The organism is Pseudomonas sp. AC083 (assembly GCF_979253165.1).
The window spans coordinates 168,159-185,617 of sequence record NZ_CEEDDH010000007.1 but is presented as its reverse complement, the minus strand read 5'-3'; the positions used below and the strand labels follow the sequence as shown (position 1 = coordinate 185,617).

Sequence of the window (17,459 nt, the reverse complement as noted above, 5' to 3'; positions counted from 1 at the left end):
CCAGAAAAGTCAGTCCGCCGCGCCCCACTGCCGACGCAGAAAGTCGAGCCGTTCCGGCTGGGTCAGTCCGGCCGGCGGCACGACCAGCACGGCGCGCGGATTGAGCAGGCGCAGCCACAGCCAGCCATCCAGCACGGCACGATCGCTGAAACCCAGCGCCAGACCTTGTTGCACATGCACAGCGATCGTCTGGTAATCAACCCTCAGAGACTGGCACCAGCGCCAGATGTGCTGCTCCAGCAAACAGGTCTGCAGACGCTCGCGCTGGCGCCGGGTCAGGCTTTCTTCGATGCCCAAAGGTTCGACGAGCAGACCGGGATTGCGCAGCTGTTGCCAGCCCTGACTGCCGATGGCGCGGTCCGCCCAGGTGCCGCCAAACCAGCGCAACTGGCGGATTGGCCCGAGCCAGCGACTCAGTTGCGTGGCGTCACAGGCGTCGAAGAAATAACTGGCGGTCTGACGGTTGTAATAGCTGAGCAAGGCCCGATGATTCAAACCGAACGAGACGGTAAGCATGCGCTGCAAGTGGCTGAGCAGCTGCTGCGCCGGTATCTCGCAGCTCAGTAACAGGCCGCGCCAGGTGTCCGGGTCGCGCAGGCACAGGGCGGTCAATGCCGGGCTCTCGCGCAAATCGACGAGGACCGGACCGTGCTCACTGACCGGCTGAAATTCGGTGCCGTCGAACAAGCGGTGCCGCTGCACATCGGCAAACCCTTGGCGCAAGGTCAGCAGGGCGCGTGCCGCGTCCGGGGTGTCGAGCAACAGCCATTGCGCCATGGGCTCAAGCGCCGCGCCGCTCATCGTGCGCTGCTCTGATCGAGCGCGGTGAGCAGCCGGCAACTGCAAACGGACTCGGCGCAGTGGTTGAAGCTGCCACCGCCCGGCATCAGGCACAGCAACAGCAACGGCTCGCCAGACTGCAACAATTGCTGCAACCCATCGCTCACCAGCAGTTCCGGGAGCGATACCGGTTCATCGTCCTCGACCGCAGCCTCTGGCAACACCGAGGGCTGGAGCACGCCGCTGACCACCGGCTGATCGGGATCGCCTTCGAGGAAACTCACCACGACTTCCACGCCATCGGCGAGTGCCGCCGAGGGCAGCTCGTTCAAATCAGGCGCGAGCGGTAGCCAGCAATGGCTCGGCGCTGCGCCTTCGCCCTGGTAGAGCCAGTCGAATTGCACCGCCACCGGCCGCGCGCGATCCGGCTGCGGCTCATCGACGCTGACCACCCAGGCACGCTGCAAGCTGTGCATGCGCTGCTTGGACTGCGCAGCGGCGGGCGCACAGACGGGTACCCGCGCGGCCGCGAACAGGCGATTGCAATAGGGCGATTCGAGAGATTGATCGGCACGGTGTTCGATGCGGGTCAGCAGCCATGGCCGGTTGCATTCGAGGAAAGGATGGCCGTCCAGCGGCAACCACTGACCACTGCGCAAGGCCGGCAGATCGCTGTGGCCTTCGGCATCGGGGCCTCGCTGGCTGGCCTGCGAGTCTTCGCGCAGTCGCCATTGGCGGACGGCTGGAGCGACGCCCTGCTGGTCATGCTCGCCCTGATAGTGCGCGACGTCTGCCTGGGGCATCCGCGTCGGATCGTCGCCGAACACCAGGCAGTGCCTGTCGCGGTGATGCTCGAAGTAATAGTGAATGCGCGCCTCTGCGCACAGGCGCTGGAGCAGTTGCAGATCGGATTCGCGGTATTGCGTGCAGAAGGTGCGGGCCGGGTAGTCGCTGTGCAACTCGTAACGTCGCTGCTGGCCGACGATGCCATGTTCGCGCAGCACCTGTTCGATGATCTGCGGCACGCAGCGGCCGCTGAAGATGCGCTGGCTCAAACGCAGGTCGAGGCAGTCGACCCTCGGCCCGAGACGTACTCGGCACAAACGCAAGCCATGGCCGTGCTCGTGCTGGACAAGGCTGTGCAATTGCCCGTGCACACCCTGGTCGGGCGCGCCGAAACACAGAAACGCAGAACGGTGCAGCAGGCCGGCTAGATCCAGATGCGGATCGTCGATCACCACATCGATCTCGAAGGCGAAGGGTTCGCTGAGCGCTTCCCTTCCGGTAAAGGCGAGAACTTCGAAGGGGTCGGACAGGCCCGCTACATCGAGACGAAACGACGGCTCGTTGACTGGATCGAACATGGGCGGATCTCTACAGGAGGGGCGGCCGGGGATTCTCGCCGAGAGGCATGGCCGAGTAGAGAGGCGAAGTACAACTTAGGAAATGACCTACGCGAAAAGCAGACCAGATGAGTTTGCTGACCGTGATAGCACAGGTTTTCGAGAAAAAATCAGGAGATGTCCCACCGGGTTGTCCGACTTTTCCACAGCTTGCGGAAAAAAATCAGACAACCCGGCCGGAGCGCTATCGGGTCTCAGGAAGACAGATAGGAGGAGCGGGTCAGGCCCAGACGCAAGGCATCGAGGAACTGCGTGCGCTCGCTGGCACTGATGCGGGCACTGGCGCACTTGTCGCGGTAGTGAGTCATCAGTTCTTCCGGCGACAAGTGCACGTAACGCAGCATGTCTTCGATGGTGTCGTGGGTCTCGATACCGGCGTGGTACACGCTGCCATCGGCGTTCTGGTAGATGTTCACCGAGTCGGTGTCACCGAACAGGTTGTGCATGTCACCGAGGATTTCCTGATAGGCGCCGACCAGGAACACGCCCAGCAGGTAATCTTCGCCTTCATTCAACGCGTGCACCGGCAGGCTGGTTTCGATGCTCTGCTCGTCGACGTACTGGTTGATCTTGCCGTCGGAGTCGCAGGTCAGATCCTGCAGCACCGCGCGGCGCAGCGGCTCTTCGTCGAGGCGATGCAGCGGGATGATCGGCAACACCTGATCGATCGCCCAGGTGTCCGGCAGGCTCTGGAACACCGAGAAGTTGCAGATGTACTTGTCGGCCAGCTTGTCGTTGAGTTCGTCGAGCACCTGGCGGTGCGAACGCTGACGCGCCTTCAGCGAGTTGTGCAAGCGCCGGCACACGGCGAAGTAGCACTGCTCGGCCAGGGCTTTTTCCGCCAGGGTCAGCTTGCCATCGGCATACTGCGCGGCCACGTCGCTCATGTAGTGGGTGGCGCGCCAGTAGGTTTCGGTGACCATTTCGATGTCGGTCGGGCCGAGCAGATCGACCAGCCACTGCACGGTTTCCGGCAGGCTTTCCTTGTTTTCGATCAGCGGGATTTCGTCGTTGTGTTTCTCGACGTCGGTGACCTGCACCACCAGCATTGCGTGGTGCGCGGTCAGCGAACGACCACTCTCGGAGAAGATGTGCGGATGCGGCAGGCTCTGCGCGTCGCAGAACTCCTTGAGCATGCCGACCACGACACCGGCGTAATCGTCCATGTCGTAGTTGATCGAACTGGCGTTGCGCGAGTGGGTGCCGTCGTAGTCGACACCGAGGCCGCCGCCGACGTCGATGTGATCGACCGGCAGACCGAGGTTGCGCAATTCGCCGTAGTAACGGATCGCTTCCTTGAAGCCGTGCTGATAGTCAGCGAGGTTGGCGATCTGCGAACCCATGTGGAAGTGCAGCAGGCGGATGCCCTGATCCAGGCCGGCGCCACGGAAGCGCTCGACCACCGACAGCAGTTGCGCCGCCGACAGGCCGAATTTGGATTTCTCGCCACCGGTGTCCGCCCATTTCGAGGAGGCCAGCGACGACAGGCGCACGCGCAGCCCCACCTGCGGCTTGACCTTCAGCGAGGCGGCTTCTTCGATCACCAGACCGACTTCGGACTCTTTCTCGATGACGATGAACACGTTGTGGCCGAGCTTCTGGCCCATCAGCGCCAGACGGATGAACTCGCGGTCCTTGTAACCGTTGCAGACGATGGTGCCGCCCTTCGGCGCCAGCGCCAGCACCGCCAGCAGCTCAGGCTTGGAGCCGGCTTCCAGACCGATGGAGACGTTCTGGGTGGCGATGATGTTCTCGATCACCGCTTCCTGCTGGTTGACCTTGATCGGGTACAGCGCGGTGTATTTGCTCTGGTATTCCAGGCGCTCGATGTTGGAATCGAAAGCGCCGGTCAACTGACGGACACGGTCTTGCAGGATGTCGGGGAACCGCACCAGCAGCGGCAAGGACAAACCGCTCTTGCGCAGTTGGTCGACTTGTTCGAACAGGTCGATGGGCGAGCTGCTCGGGCCGTTCGGACGTACTTCGACGCGACCGGCTTCATTGATCGCGAAATACCCGGCCCCCCAATGGCGAATCCCGTAAACGCTGCGGCTGTCCGCAACTGTCCATTGGCTGCCATCGTCTTTACGTGTGCGTCGTACGGACATCGAAGTCCCCTATAAAGAAGTCAGAGTGCGTCGCCTGACGTTCAGGCCGGCGCAGTCTAAAGAATGAAAATGACGGTTCGTCAGTGCGGCGGTAGACCGCACTGACTGCGTGGAGTTTAGAAACCGGTCATGAACAGGCTCTGTGAAAACCATGGCGACGACGCCGGATCCGAGAACACTCGAAGCCGGATCAAGCCGCCGGAGGGTTTCACAGAGGCTGCTAGCCGCCGGATTTCTTCGCTTTGAAACCGTGCTTGATCAGCTCTGCCAAGAGTAGCTCGACGTGATCGCCCTGGATTTCGATGATGCCGTCCTTCAACGCCCCGCCGGTGCCACAACGTTTCTTCAACGTCGTCGCCAGCTCCTTGAGCGCGTCTTCGGCCAGGGGCACGCCGGTGATGGTGGTCACCGTCTTGCCGCCACGGCCCTTGCTTTCGCGACGCACGCGGGCAATGCCGTCACCGGCCGGGATCACGGTTTGTTTGCAGATACAGGCGTCCACCGGCTTGCTGCATTCCGGGCAATGACGACCTGCGTCGGTGGAAAATACCAGGCCGCCCAGGGCGGCGAAGGATGCGGCTTTCTTGGCCACCGGCAATCCTCTCGGGAGGACAAAGACTGATCGCAACCTTGGGCAAGGTCAGCGACCGCGAAGCCCCACTCAGGCAGGGGCAGCGCTACTGCATCGGCGCTTTTGGGAAGCGTTCGGTGCAGTTTGAAAAGGTCGCGCAGTGTAACGGCAAAAATCGCGATTGCTAAGTGCCAATCGGCGCCAATTCATGTGTTCTTTGCGACGTTGCTTTGCTGCGCCTTGAGATAGCGCTTCAGCGCGGCCAGAGAGTCCGGGCAATAAGGCTTTTCGCTGATTTCGCGCATGACCTGTTCGACGGGGATGAATCGCGCTTCGAGGACTTCTTCCGGCTGCAGTTTCAGCGGCCCGTCCCACACGGCGGAAAACGCCGAACACCACAGGCGGTTGCCGGTGTCTTCGAAGTAGAAGTGATCGTGAGCGATGAGTTCGACGCCGCTGACGCCCAGCTCTTCTGCAAGCTCGCGCGCCGCCGACTCGGCGTAGCTTTCGTCAGCCTGGACCATGCCGCCTGCGGCAACATCCCAGTAACCGGGGTAAATCGCCTTGCTCAACGTGCGCCGGTGCACGCACAGCTCACCGGCGGAATTGAACAGCATGATGTAGGTGCCACGGCCAATCAGCCCGCGCTCGCGCAAGTCGGAGCGCACCAGCGCACCGAGCAAGTTGTCCTGCTCGTCGACCCAAGCGATCTGTTCGGCGTCCGAGGCGGCGCGATGGGCCGCCTCTCTTGTGCTCTGGCTCACGTATCAGCCCTGATTGAGCAGTTGACGCAAATCGATCACTGCAGCGTTGGCCCGGGAAATGTAGTTGGCCATGACCAGCGAGTGGTTGGCCAATACGCCAAAACCGCTGCCATTGAGGATCATCGGACTCCACACCGGCTCTTGCGAAGCCTCCAGCTCACGGATGATCTGGCGCACGCTGACGGTGGCGTTCTTCTTCGCCAGCACATCGGCGAAGTCGACTTCGATGGCGCGCAGCAGATGCGACAGCGCCCAGGCCTGACCGCGTGCTTCGTAGAACACGTTGTCGATCTGCATCCACGGGGTTTCCACGACTTCTTCGTCAACCTGCGGCACTTCGCCGACCGCCGGAACTTCGGTCTTCAGCGCAGTATTGAGCTTGACCCGGCCGACACTGGCCGACAGGCGTTGCGACAACGAACCGAGACGGGTGCCGACATCGCCCAGCCAGTTGTTGAGGTTGTCGGCGCGGGCGTAGAACAGCGCGTTTTTCTGATTCGGATCCGACAAGCGCGACTGATAACGGCTCAGGGAGTTGATGCCTTCCTGGTATTCCGACTCGCTGGACGGCAGCACCCAGCTCTTGTTATCGAAGTTGAAGCGTGGTTCGGCCTTGGCCAGATCGGCGTCTTCGGCGGACTGTGATTGCGAACGGGCAAAATCCTTGCGCAGGGCGCGGGTCAGGTCACGCACCTGCACCAGCACGCCATATTCCCAGCTCGGCGTGTTGTCCATCCACAGGCCCGGCGGGAAACGGTCATTGGAAATGTAACCGCCCGGCTTGTTGAGCAAGGTGCCGGCAACGGTCTTCAGGGTCTCGACCGTGGTGTAGCCGACCACCATTTGCTTGCCCTCTTTCTCGGCAGCGACCTGGGCGTTCTGCGCCACCGGAAACAGCTCCGGTTCCTGGCTCCAGTACCAGCCCAGCGCGATGGTGACCAGCAAATACAGACCGACCACTGTGGCCAGCGCCCGGCTGAACAGCAGCCCGCCGACATAGCTGCGGGTGGCCGACTTGGGCTCGGCGGCACGTTCAGGCGCGCTGCCCGCGCGGTTTTTCCAGTCCAGCATGGCGATATCCTTTCAATCACTTGGGTTCAACGGTTCGACCACAACCATACAACAACGTGCCAAGGCCGGGCACCCGTCGCTAACGATAAGCCGCAAATGGTGCGGCCCGATGACGCTTCGCGACACACTAAGGGATTCCCTGATACGGCAACGCCAGCAACGCAGTGAACTCTGATCTGGATTCGGCCCGAGCAGCGATGTACAAATTCCCGACTGTTCTGCCCTGCCCTTCAAGCCAAGCGTCCGGATTTCGGGCATCTGACTGACCTGCAAGTGCATGAGAAAACCACCCGGTCAGAAACTGAATCGTGTCGTCCAGCAGATTATTGACGTACGACACTCGTCTAAGGGAAAAGAGGTGCTAGCATAGAGCCACCAGTCGATCTCAGCATGCACCCTAACTAGTAGTCAGGATATGACCGAGCCAGAAGACCCCAGCCGTGAGCGTCTCAAGCACCACTTTGCCCAGCGGGTAATTCATCAGGCACGTCAGATTCTTGAGATATGGCAGCGCCTGCAACGTAGCGAGTGGTCCACCGTCGATCTTGCCGAACTGAGCGAGGCGAATCTGCGTCTGCTGCGTTTTGCCGAGCGTTTCGAACAGCCGGAACACACTCAGTTGGCGCACCACATCAGCCAGTCGCTGCAAGCGGTGGATGCCAACCGTGGGCGCCTCAGCAGCGGCCTGATCACTGATCTGAATCGCTTGATGCAGCGCCTGTCGCGTACCGGCCTGCGCCATGGTGATCAGCTCGACCAGACGTTCCTGCCGCCGCTGCGCAAGCCGATCTACGTAATGTTGCAGGATCACGACCGCGCCGAACGCCTGGCCAAGCAGCTCGAATTCTTTGGCCTCAGCGCGCAGGCACTGGACAGCGTGGCAGCGTTTCGTTCGTCGATGGTCGAGCGCTTGCCCGCGGCTATCGTCATGGACGTGGATTTCAGTGGCCCCGGCATCGGCCTGAAACTCGCCGCCGAAGCTCAGGTCGGCCTCGAAGAACCCCTGCCGCTGCTGTTCTTCAGCCTGCACGAAACCGACACCCCGACCCGCCTCGCCGCCGTGCGCGCCGGTGGCCAGGAATTCCTCACCGGCACCCTTGAAGCCTCGAGCCTGCTGGAAAAAATCGAAGTGCTGACCTGCGTTGCCCAGTACGAGCCCTATAAAGTGCTGATCATCGACGACTCGCGCGCCCAGGCCTTGCACACCGAGCGCCTGCTCAACAGCGCCGGGATTGTCACCCGCACCCTGATCGAACCGATTCAGGCAATGGCCGAACTGGCGGATTTCCAGCCGGACCTGATCATCCTCGACATGTACATGCCGGCCTGCACCGGCACCGAGCTGGCCAAAGTCATCCGTCACAACGACCGCTACGTCAGCGTGCCGATCATTTACCTGTCGGCCGAGGATGATCTGGACAAGCAGCTCGACGCCATGAGCGAGGGCGGCGATGACTTCCTGACCAAGCCGATCAAACCGCGACACCTGATCACCACTGTGCGCAACCGCGCCGCGCGGGCGCGCAATCTCAAGGCGCGGATGGTTCGCGACAGCCTCACCGGCCTGTACAACCACACGCACATCCTGCAATTGCTCGAAGACTGCTCGTTCCGCGCCCGCCGCGAGAACAAGCCGCTGAGCTTTGCCATGCTCGATATCGACCACTTCAAACGGGTCAACGACAGCCACGGCCACCCCATGGGCGACCGGGTGATCAAGAGCCTGGCGCTGTTTCTCAAGCAGCGTTTGCGCAAGACCGACTTCATCGGCCGTTACGGCGGTGAAGAGTTCGCCATCGTCATGCCCGACACCGATATCGACGCGGCGCACAAAGTCCTCGACGAAATTCGTCAGCGCTTTGCCGAGATTCATTACCCGGCGCAGCCGCAGGATCTGTGGTGCACCTTCAGCGCTGGCGTGGTGGAAATGTGCGATGACTCCGACAGCCTGATGATGGCCAGCCAGGCCGACGAGGCGCTGTACCGTGCCAAAGGTGCCGGACGCAATCGGGTGCAGACCGCGCGACAGTCAAAGCAAAGTGCCACTTTTTCATCGGAATCCACTGATTCGGTCATAACCTTGTAATAGAACCGCAATAAATTCAGGCGCTTACCATTTCTGCCGTTGGTAGCCGTCATGCGCCTGAAGTTGCTCACCAATCTCAACACTCTGCTGCTGGTCGCCGTCTGCGTGGCCCTGGGCGCCACGCTGTGGTGGTCGCAAAAAGCCCTCGAACGTCCGTATCTGTTGATGGAGCGTTACCTCGGGCTGTCGCAACAATTTCAGAACGAGGTGGCGCGCAACGTTGAGGATTACCTCGCCAGCGGTGACGCGCTGCGTCTGAGCAGCGCCGCTCAGGCCATCGACAGCGTGCACAAGCAACTGGGTGAGTTACCGCCGACGCTGGCCGACACCGTGCGGCCAAGCCTGTCGAGCCTTGATGAATTCAGCAAAACCGACCTGCTCGCCGCTGGCAAACTGGCCGGCGATCCGCAGGCGCTGCTGTTGCAGGCCGAACGCGAACTCAGCGCCAGCCTCGACCAGCTCAACACCTACGCCAATGGCAACGCCGCCTACCTCGCACCACTGCTCGCCGCATCGCAGCATCTGGGCAAACTGTCGCTGGCACGGGACAAACTGGTCAGCAGCGGGCGCAGTCAACTGGCTGCCGATGTCGAGCGCGAAGTAAGCAACATGCGCGCTCAGGCCCAGGCCATCGATGCCCTGCCCTTGCTCGGGGTGGTCACCAGCAACGAATCGAGCAGTGACGATTTCGCCGCGCTGATGGGCATCGAAAACACTGATAAGGCCGCCGCCGAAGATGCCGGTGTCGGCCTCAAACGCGAACTGAACAGCTTGCTCGGCCGCTATCCGGCGGAACTGGCGCGCACCCGCGAGCAGATCCAGAAACGCGCCGAGCTCAGCGCCGCGACCCACGAAAAAATCGCCAGCGTGCGACACGCCATCGCCGGCCTCGAACCGGTGGTACGCGCGCAACACGGGCAGATCCAGGGCGAAGTGCGCCTGATGCAAGGCGTGATGATTGGCCTGATTCTGCTGATCGCCCTGCTCATCGATACCTTGCAGCGGCGCCTGGCCCGCACCCTGACCAACCTCGCCCCGGCATTGTCGACCTGGGCCGAGGGCGATTTCAGTCGCGACATCCAACTGGGCAAGACCAATCGTGAACTGCACGACATCGAAGCGTCGCTCAATCGATTGCGCGCCTATCTGGTGGATCTGGTCGGCACCATTCGTGGCAACGCCGAGCAAGTCGCAGGCAGCAGCCGCACCCTCGCCGAACTGAGCAATGACTTGCACAGCGGCGCCGAGCATCAGGCAGGTGACACTGCGCTGATTCGCGACTCGCTGGGTGGACTCGAGGCGACCATTCAGCAAGTGGCCGGCGATGCCCGGCAGGCTGCGGACGCCAGCCGTCATGCCGGACTGGCCGTCGAGCATGGCCAGACGGTGATCGGCCAGAGCCTGACCGGGCTGCATGCGCTGGTCGGTGAAGTTCAAGGCAATGCGCAGATGATCGAACATCTGGCCGAAGAGTCGGCAACCATTGGCGGAGTGCTGACGGTGATTCGTTCGATTGCGGATCAGACCAATCTGCTCGCCCTGAACGCCGCAATCGAGGCGGCCCGCGCCGGGGAGATGGGCCGTGGATTTGCAGTCGTAGCCGAGGAGGTGCGCTCGCTGGCACAACGCACCGCTGGGGCCACGGCGGAAATCCAGACGCTGATCGCCGGCCTGCAGACCGCCGCGCGGCAATCGGTCGAAGGCATGCGCGCGCAGGTCGAACACGCCGAAGCCACGGCCAGTCAGGCGCAAGCGGCCGACGGTGCATTGGACAAAATCGTCGGCGCGATCCAGACCATCGCCGACACCGCCGTGCGCATCGCCGATGTCACTGCGCAGCAAAGTGGCGCGGTCAGCGAGATCCGCGATCACAGCGAGCGCATTCATCAATTGGGTGGGGATAACCTGCTGCGCATCGGCCAAGGGCGCGAACAGGGCGAGAACCTGTTGATTCTCGGCGGCCAATTGCATACGGCCGTTCAGGCCTTCCGCGTCTGACACACCGCCTTCGCCAGCAGGCTCGCTCCCACTTTGGAATGCATACCCCTGTGGGAGCGAGCCTGCTCGCGAAGAGGCCCTTGCCAACATCGCGAATGACCGGATCAGCTCACCCGGTCACAAATTTCGCGCAAACATCGCCCATCGTGCCGCCTATTGCATGGAACTGGACAGTCACAAAGGCTTTGCGGCATAGTCGCCGGGTTCTGACGACTGCTCATTGATAACAAGGACAACGCAGATGGCAACGCTACTGGTGCTGCACGGCCCCAACCTGAACCTGCTCGGCACCCGGGAACCGGGGACCTACGGGTCGACGACCCTGGCGCAGATCAATCAGGATCTGGAGCGGCGCGCCCGCGAAGCCGGCCATCATCTGCTGCATCTGCAAAGCAACGCCGAGTACGAATTGATCGATCGCATCCACGCTGCGCGCGGTGAAGGCGTGGATTTCATTCTGATCAATCCGGCGGCTTTTACGCACACAAGTGTTGCATTACGTGACGCGCTGCTGGGAGTGAGCATCCCATTCATCGAAGTGCATTTGTCCAACGTGCACAAGCGCGAACCTTTCCGCCATCACTCCTACTTCTCCGATGTAGCGGTAGGAGTGATCTGCGGCCTTGGCGCCAGCGGTTACCGACTGGCCCTGGAGGCCGCACTAGAGCAGCTTGAACACCAAGCTATACGCCCCTGACCGACCCTTGGGAGTTGATGATTCATGGATATCCGTAAAGTTAAGAAACTGATCGAATTGCTGGAAGAGTCCGGCATCGACGAGCTCGAGATCAAGGAAGGCGAAGAGTCCGTACGCATCAGCCGTCACAGCAAGACCCCGGCGCAGCAGTACTACGCGCCAGCCCCGATGCAGGCTCCGGCCGCTGCCCCTGCTGCCGCGCCAGTCGCTGCCGCTGCTCCGGCTGCCGCTGCTGCACCCGCGCTGAACGGCACCGTTGCCCGTTCGCCGATGGTCGGCACCTTCTACCGTAAATCTTCGCCAACCTCGCCAGCCTTCGTTGAAGTCGGCCAGACCGTGAAGAAAGGCGACACCCTGTGCATCGTCGAAGCCATGAAGATGATGAACCACATCGAAGCTGAAACCAGCGGTGTGATCGAATCCATCCTCGTCGAAGACGGCCAGCCGGTTGAGTACGACCAACCGCTGTTCACCATCGTTTGAACCGCGGAGAGCCTTTGATGACTGCGAAGTTGGAAAAAGTTCTGATCGCTAACCGCGGTGAGATCGCCCTGCGGATTCTGCGTGCCTGCAAAGAGATGGGCATCAAGACCGTCGCCGTTTACTCCAAGGCCGACAAAGAGCTGATGCACCTGGGTCTGGCAGACGAATCCGTCTGCATCGGCCCGGCGTCCGCCGCTCAGTCTTACCTGCACATTCCGGCCATCATCGCTGCCGCTGAAGTGACCGGCGCTACCGCCATTCACCCAGGCTACGGTTTCCTCGCGGAAAACGCCGATTTTGCCGAGCAGGTCGAGAACTCCGGCTTCGCCTTCATCGGCCCGAAAGCCGACACCATCCGCCTGATGGGCGACAAGGTATCGGCCAAGCACGCGATGATCGAAGCAGGCGTACCGACCGTTCCAGGTTCTGACGGCCCGCTGCCGGAAGACGAAGAAACGGCGCTGCGCATCGGTCGTGAAGTCGGCTACCCGGTGATCATCAAGGCCGCCGGTGGCGGTGGTGGTCGCGGCATGCGTGTGGTGCACAAGGAAGAAGACCTGATCGCCTCGGCGAAACTGACCCGCTCCGAAGCAGGCGCGGCGTTCGGCAACCCGATGGTCTATCTGGAAAAATTCCTCACCAACCCGCGCCACGTCGAAGTGCAGGTACTTTCCGACGGCCAGGGCCACGCCATCCACCTGGGCGACCGCGACTGCTCGCTGCAGCGTCGGCACCAGAAGGTTCTCGAAGAAGCACCGGCACCGGGCATCGACGAGAAGGCGCGCCAGGAAGTATTGGCTCGCTGCGTCAAGGCATGCATCGACATCGGCTACCGTGGCGCCGGTACTTTCGAGTTCCTCTACGAGAACGGCCGTTTCTACTTCATCGAAATGAACACCCGTGTTCAGGTGGAGCACCCGGTTTCGGAGATGGTCACCGGTATCGACATCGTCAAGGAGATGCTCAGCATCGCCGCTGGCAACAAGCTGTCGTTCACTCAGGATGACGTGGTCATCCGCGGTCACTCGCTGGAGTGCCGGATCAACGCTGAAGATCCGAAGACCTTCATGCCGAGCCCGGGCACGGTCAAGCATTTCCACGCCCCAGGCGGCAACGGCGTTCGCGTCGATTCGCACCTGTACAGCGGTTATGCCGTGCCACCGAACTACGACTCGCTGATCGGCAAGCTGATCACTTACGGCGCAACCCGCGACGAAGCCATGGCACGCATGCGCAATGCCCTGGACGAAATCGTGGTCGACGGGATCAAGACCAACATCCCGCTGCACCGTGACCTGGTTCGTGACGAAGGCTTCTGCAAGGGCGGTGTGAACATTCACTACCTCGAGCACAAGCTGGCCAAACAGTCGTAAGGCTGAAGCGGCATGAAAAACCCGATCCCTGCGGATCGGGTTTTTTTATGCCTGCAACAAACCCATCAGACCATTACCGTGGAGAACGCCTGCTGCTCGACCATTGTGGCAGATGCCCGCAGGCCAGCCTCATCGACCACCACTCCTGCGGCGTTTTCATGTAACGGCCTGCGGGTGAACCGCCTCGTAAAGTGTCGGGCACGTACCGAGAGCCCGTCCTTGGCATAGCTCGATCTGGCGATAAGCGGGTCGTACAGCCTGCCAATCTGACCAGAGGAATGCTTGAACACTCTCGAGACTCCATTGTTCAGATTCAGCACCACGCCATAACTGTTGCCCAGGCACGACGAGTACGACCAGTAATCCCAGGTCGGCTGCAGGCCCTGTTCGCGCAAAACGCGCCTGACCGGACCGCCGATGTCAGCACCCGCCGACAGCCAGTCGCCGCCCACCAGCGTGGCGCGAATGTTCTGCGGTGCTCCCCCCAGACGCTCCAGCACCTGCGTGACACTTCGCTCGATCAAGGGGCGAATATTGTGATCAAAATGAATGACCGCCCCCACCCTTGTCGTCGGGTTATACAGCGAGGCGATGACGCAACTCTGCGCATTCAACGAAAACAGATAGTTATCTGGCGATCCGGGACGAAAATGCGCCACCACCGCTTCGCCCTGCAGCGCGCCGCGGTTCAGCACGGGCTCGACACCTCCAGGAAAAGCATCATTCAAATCGCTCACGCGCCCAAGGTTGCGCACGTTGCCACCCGTGAGCCCGACCCTGGCGTGTGTCCACTTGCCGCCCGCAGTAAGACGTATCGGTTGCTGATAGATGGCGGTCGGGCGACGGGCATCGACCAGGCTCAGCCCACCGAAGTGCGGATTTTCCCTGACCAGGAAATACTTGCCCTTGTTGCGAATGTAATAGGCCGGTTGCGGCTGCGCAGCGCTGGGCGGACTGCGCCATGTGCCGAAAAAGACGCCTTCTTCGGTCACCCTTTGCAAACGCTCGGGCGCCTTGCTGACGGCCTGCCTGGCATGGAAGCGTACTTCGCGGATCGCTGGCAGCGCTTCCCTGCGCAGCGGAGCTACGGTGTTCAGACGCTCTGACAATAACGAGACCGGCCTCAAGGTGTGCTTCAGACTTCTGGCCGCACCGCCCAGCCACTTGATCGCACTGCCGGCGCCGACCATAGCGAACAACGCGCCCCACGACGCCTCCAGCCAGTGGCCGAGCGCGCCATCGACGTCACCCTCCAGATGCGCAGCGACCGCCTGACCGGCGCTGACGGCGATGAACACGACATCGAGCAGCAAGGCAAACGGAGGGAACACCATGCAAAACGGTGCAGCTGCAAACATCAGCCCCTTGACCACTTGGCGTTCGATCATTTGCGCGCGGCTGGTGGTGATGTCCTGCACATCCGTGACCGCGCGCTCGATGTACGCGTTGAACTCGCTGCGCGCGTCAATCAGGCGCTGCGCTTCGTACAGCGTATCGACGCGTTGTTTTTTTGCCGCAATCGCATACAGGGTGCGCGACACGATACTGCGCGCGGCAACCGGCGTACGCGCCATTAAGTAGTCATGCAAAGCGCTGGCGATGTCGCCGAACAGTGATTGATATGCGCGCACCACAATGCCGTCGGGCGCATCAGGCGTGTACAGCCACCAGGACGGCTCAGGGTTGAACGAGGTCAGGACATAAACCCCGAGCACGACGTGATGGCGCACCGTGAACCTGAACACGCCGTCACTTTCAACCATGCTGGCGCCCGGAAAATGCGTATCCGGCGCTGGCACCTGGCTCAACAGAGAGACCTGACGGACCAGCGCTGAATACACCGCGTCGCTCAATCGCGCCTGACTTCTGGCCACGCGCAAATCACGGTCCATCTTTGACAGCAATACGTTGCGGTAGGCAAAGCGACGCGGTTCGTAGGCAGCATCACGCGGGTCGAGATATTTGCCACGGATCTCGCTGGCGTATTTTTCACCCAGCCACGCCCGGCGCAGATACAGCGCCAGATCGGCGCTGCGCACCTGGCTCAGATCCTGGCCAACCGACGATCGCACGCCTCTTTTCGGATGTTCGATGCCGGAGTTGTCATCGTAGCCGTGAATGGCCAGGTCGAGCAGCGTGGCAACCTGCTGCTTCCTGCGGTCGGCGACGCCAGGGTTGTAATCGATCAACACAGTGGCCGGATCGACCGGTTCCAGCACGTTCTTGCTGCGCATATAGGGCGTGATCGCTGCGGCAACCGTGCGCCTGGCGAAATCGACAAAAACCTCGAAACCGCCCAGCAGCTCGTTGAACACCTGCTGATGAACGATCAGTTCCTGATTGAGGCTGCTGATGCGCCGGCGAGCCTCGAGCCCGAGCGTCGTGTACCAGCGCAGCGAGTTGTCCTGCTCGACCCGCTGCAGGTTGTTTGCCAGGCCCATTTTTGCAGCGGCGTCGACGCATTCGGTGAACGGCAGGGGCGCTCGGCGAAGGTCACTCTGCATGCCCCAGAGAGCAGGGCTGGCCGCAGCGGCCAACAGATAATCCCGTGCAGGGTGATGTGCAGCCGGCGAAAGCTGCTGCAACAGATACTCGCGACCGGATTCGCTCTGCGTCCAGCTCCACACTTCGCCGGTCAACGCCGCGATCGAAGGTAACCGGACCCACTCCTGACCGTCCGGCTTGTTGGGCGCGTACAGCACCAGGTTATTCACCGTTTGCTCAGTCTCTGCCTGGTAGAACACCAGAAGATCGGCGCACTGCATGCCGTTGGGCAGCGTCAGTGCCGCCACTTGCAACGGTTTGTTTATAGCGTGCCCAGTCCACAACTGCTCCAGACGCTCATGGTCGGAGTCCGACAGATGAGCTGCGCAGCGCGCGACGAATGCGCTCTGCCGAAGCCGTGCGGCAAACCAGTCGACAAGTGCCTTTTGCACCTCTATACGCTCGTACTGTTCGGCGAGAACGCGCAGGTAGTCCGCCGGATAATCCTGCTCCGCCAGCATGTCGGCAATGAATGTCGGCTTCAGTGACTGGTTGCGCAATGGCGCAGGACTGCTGATCTCCAGTACCGCTGCGAAGTCCTGCCCGATCGGCCCGCATGCCAGCAGGTCACTGAGGCTGCGATTGTGGGTCGGCTCACCGACCGCCGAGCGCCATCTGAGCCGCACGTCGATCCGGTCTGGTTCAACCGTCATGTCGAGCTTGAGCTGAATGTATTCGATGGCCTGCTGGCGGGCAAAGTCGCGCAACGAGCCGTAGCCCAGCAGCAGGTCATCGAGTGCTGCCTGGGCCAGTGAGGTCTGCTCCTGATAATCGCGCAACGAGGCGCGATCCGGCTCCTTCAGCGCCTTCATCCATGACGGCAGTTGCGCGAAGGAATGGGCCTCGAGAATCTTTTTTTCTGCACCGGCTGCCAGGGCGGTCAATCGATACCGACGCGTGCTGCGGGCCTGAACCCGGTCGATTTTGCTGCGCAATTGATCCAGTGTCAGGCCCGCCAGTTGATCACGGCGCAACAGCAACTCGATGTCTTTGACATAGCGCCGCAGCTTGCGTTTGATCAGGCGATCGAACAACGCCTCCCGCCCTTTTGTCGCCCAATGTTCTCGCAGGTATTTTTTGTACTGATCGAGGAAGTGCAACGAAACGCTATCCACCGTCCGGATCACATGCTCATGACGGCTGGACGGCAAACCGGGATCGGCGCCCCCAGGCCAGCGAAATGGCGCGTCCTGGATCGCGAGGAACATGACTGGCCGGCCGTCGATAAGCTTTTGCAGAATGGCGTCAAGCAGGGCAACCACAAAGCCCGGGGCGAAATGACCGTCCGGGTAATGCCTGCGCAGTTCAGTCAATGCGAAATGCTCCAGCGCCTCGAGCAACGTCATCTGGCTGTTCAAGCGCTTGTCGATCATCACCTGCCAGCGCGTGATGCGCAGCAGGATCTCCTGCACCGACCCCGTAGACGCAGCGGCTATCGGTGGTTTTTCTTCTACAGTCCCTTGTTGATCCGCCATGTCGTCCAGCCTTTTGTTGCGTAGAGATGAGCGCTCACTCTATTTGCCGACAAAAGTGCTCAGGCCATACATATGTATATCGCGGCCGCGAATGTGTAACAGCCAA

General features: G+C 61.4%; 12 protein-coding genes. 5 read left to right on the top strand and 7 right to left on the bottom strand.

Annotated features, from left to right (window positions below; genetic code table 11):
* Positions 1–9: 9 nt before the first annotated feature.
* The 6 genes from AC0IXA_RS13340 to AC0IXA_RS13315 form a co-directional block, all read right to left on the bottom strand.
* The gene (locus AC0IXA_RS13340; RefSeq protein WP_016771855.1) at positions 10–801 is read right to left on the bottom strand and encodes a DUF4123 domain-containing protein; all 792 of its coding nucleotides are present in this window, start codon (positions 799–801) and stop codon (positions 10–12) included.
* A complete protein-coding gene (locus tag AC0IXA_RS13335) occupies positions 798–2,144 on the bottom strand; it encodes a type VI secretion system Vgr family protein (RefSeq protein ID WP_471813391.1) in 1,347 nt (448 codons plus the stop codon). The genes AC0IXA_RS13340 and AC0IXA_RS13335 overlap by 4 nt, the downstream gene beginning before the upstream one ends.
* A 233-nt stretch (positions 2,145–2,377) precedes the next feature.
* Complete coding sequence (gene speA, locus AC0IXA_RS13330) at positions 2,378–4,291, bottom strand: arginine decarboxylase (protein ID WP_016771856.1); 1,914 nt, start codon at positions 4,289–4,291, stop codon at positions 2,378–2,380.
* A gap of 220 nt (positions 4,292–4,511) precedes the next feature.
* Positions 4,512–4,883, bottom strand: coding sequence for a translation initiation factor Sui1 (locus AC0IXA_RS13325; protein ID WP_007914613.1), 372 nt, complete (start codon positions 4,881–4,883; stop codon positions 4,512–4,514).
* Positions 4,884–5,068: 185 nt separating this feature from the next.
* Positions 5,069–5,626, bottom strand: a complete 558-nt coding sequence (locus AC0IXA_RS13320) for an NUDIX hydrolase (protein ID WP_122508639.1) — start codon at positions 5,624–5,626, stop codon at positions 5,069–5,071.
* A 3-nt stretch (positions 5,627–5,629) separates the two neighbouring features.
* Entirely contained in the window at positions 5,630–6,697 is a 1,068-nt protein-coding gene (locus tag AC0IXA_RS13315; protein WP_016771859.1) for a DUF2333 family protein, read from the bottom strand.
* 415 nt (positions 6,698–7,112) lie between these two features.
* On the opposite strand from AC0IXA_RS13315, the gene gcbA reads away from it, so the two are divergent.
* The 5 genes from gcbA to accC all read left to right on the top strand — a co-directional run bounded on the left by gcbA (position 7,113) and on the right by accC (position 13,334).
* On the top strand, positions 7,113–8,783 hold the full coding sequence (gene gcbA, locus AC0IXA_RS13310; protein ID WP_016771860.1) for a diguanylate cyclase GcbA: 1,671 nt from the start codon (positions 7,113–7,115) through the stop codon (positions 8,781–8,783).
* 51 nt (positions 8,784–8,834) lie between these two features.
* The gene (locus AC0IXA_RS13305; protein WP_471813387.1) at positions 8,835–10,781 is read left to right on the top strand and encodes a methyl-accepting chemotaxis protein; all 1,947 of its coding nucleotides are present in this window, start codon (positions 8,835–8,837) and stop codon (positions 10,779–10,781) included.
* A gap of 241 nt (positions 10,782–11,022) precedes the next feature.
* Positions 11,023–11,478: a type II 3-dehydroquinate dehydratase gene (aroQ, locus tag AC0IXA_RS13300; RefSeq protein WP_016771861.1), complete on the top strand. Its 456-nt coding sequence runs from the start codon at positions 11,023–11,025 to the stop codon at positions 11,476–11,478.
* Between the two features lie 24 nt (positions 11,479–11,502).
* Entirely contained in the window at positions 11,503–11,961 is a 459-nt protein-coding gene (accB, locus tag AC0IXA_RS13295; protein ID WP_016771862.1) for an acetyl-CoA carboxylase biotin carboxyl carrier protein, read from the top strand.
* Positions 11,962–11,978: 17 nt separating this feature from the next.
* The gene (accC, locus tag AC0IXA_RS13290; RefSeq protein WP_024011424.1) at positions 11,979–13,334 is read left to right on the top strand and encodes an acetyl-CoA carboxylase biotin carboxylase subunit; all 1,356 of its coding nucleotides are present in this window, start codon (positions 11,979–11,981) and stop codon (positions 13,332–13,334) included.
* A 65-nt stretch (positions 13,335–13,399) separates the two neighbouring features.
* Here the strand turns inward: accC and AC0IXA_RS13285 are convergent, their stop codons facing one another.
* Entirely contained in the window at positions 13,400–17,353 is a 3,954-nt protein-coding gene (locus AC0IXA_RS13285; RefSeq protein WP_471813384.1) for a type III effector 1, read from the bottom strand.
* Positions 17,354–17,459 lie beyond the last annotated feature (106 nt).

Bases quoted from the DNA above. Each gene is read 5' to 3' on its own strand.
- AC0IXA_RS13305 (WP_471813387.1), top strand. From the start codon at position 8,835: ATGCGCCTGAAGTTGCTCACCAATCTCAACACTCTGCTGCTGGTCGCC.
- AC0IXA_RS13315 (WP_016771859.1), bottom strand. From the start codon at position 6,697: ATGCTGGACTGGAAAAACCGCGCGGGCAGCGCGCCTGAACGTGCCGCC.
- speA (WP_016771856.1), bottom strand. From the start codon at position 4,291: ATGTCCGTACGACGCACACGTAAAGACGATGGCAGCCAATGGACAGTT.
- AC0IXA_RS13340 (WP_016771855.1), bottom strand. From the start codon at position 801: ATGAGCGGCGCGGCGCTTGAGCCCATGGCGCAATGGCTGTTGCTCGAC.
- accC (WP_024011424.1), top strand. From the start codon at position 11,979: ATGACTGCGAAGTTGGAAAAAGTTCTGATCGCTAACCGCGGTGAGATC.
- AC0IXA_RS13285 (WP_471813384.1), bottom strand. From the start codon at position 17,353: ATGGCGGATCAACAAGGGACTGTAGAAGAAAAACCACCGATAGCCGCT.
- aroQ (WP_016771861.1), top strand. From the start codon at position 11,023: ATGGCAACGCTACTGGTGCTGCACGGCCCCAACCTGAACCTGCTCGGC.
- accB (WP_016771862.1), top strand. From the start codon at position 11,503: ATGGATATCCGTAAAGTTAAGAAACTGATCGAATTGCTGGAAGAGTCC.
- AC0IXA_RS13335 (WP_471813391.1), bottom strand. From the start codon at position 2,144: ATGTTCGATCCAGTCAACGAGCCGTCGTTTCGTCTCGATGTAGCGGGC.
- gcbA (WP_016771860.1), top strand. From the start codon at position 7,113: ATGACCGAGCCAGAAGACCCCAGCCGTGAGCGTCTCAAGCACCACTTT.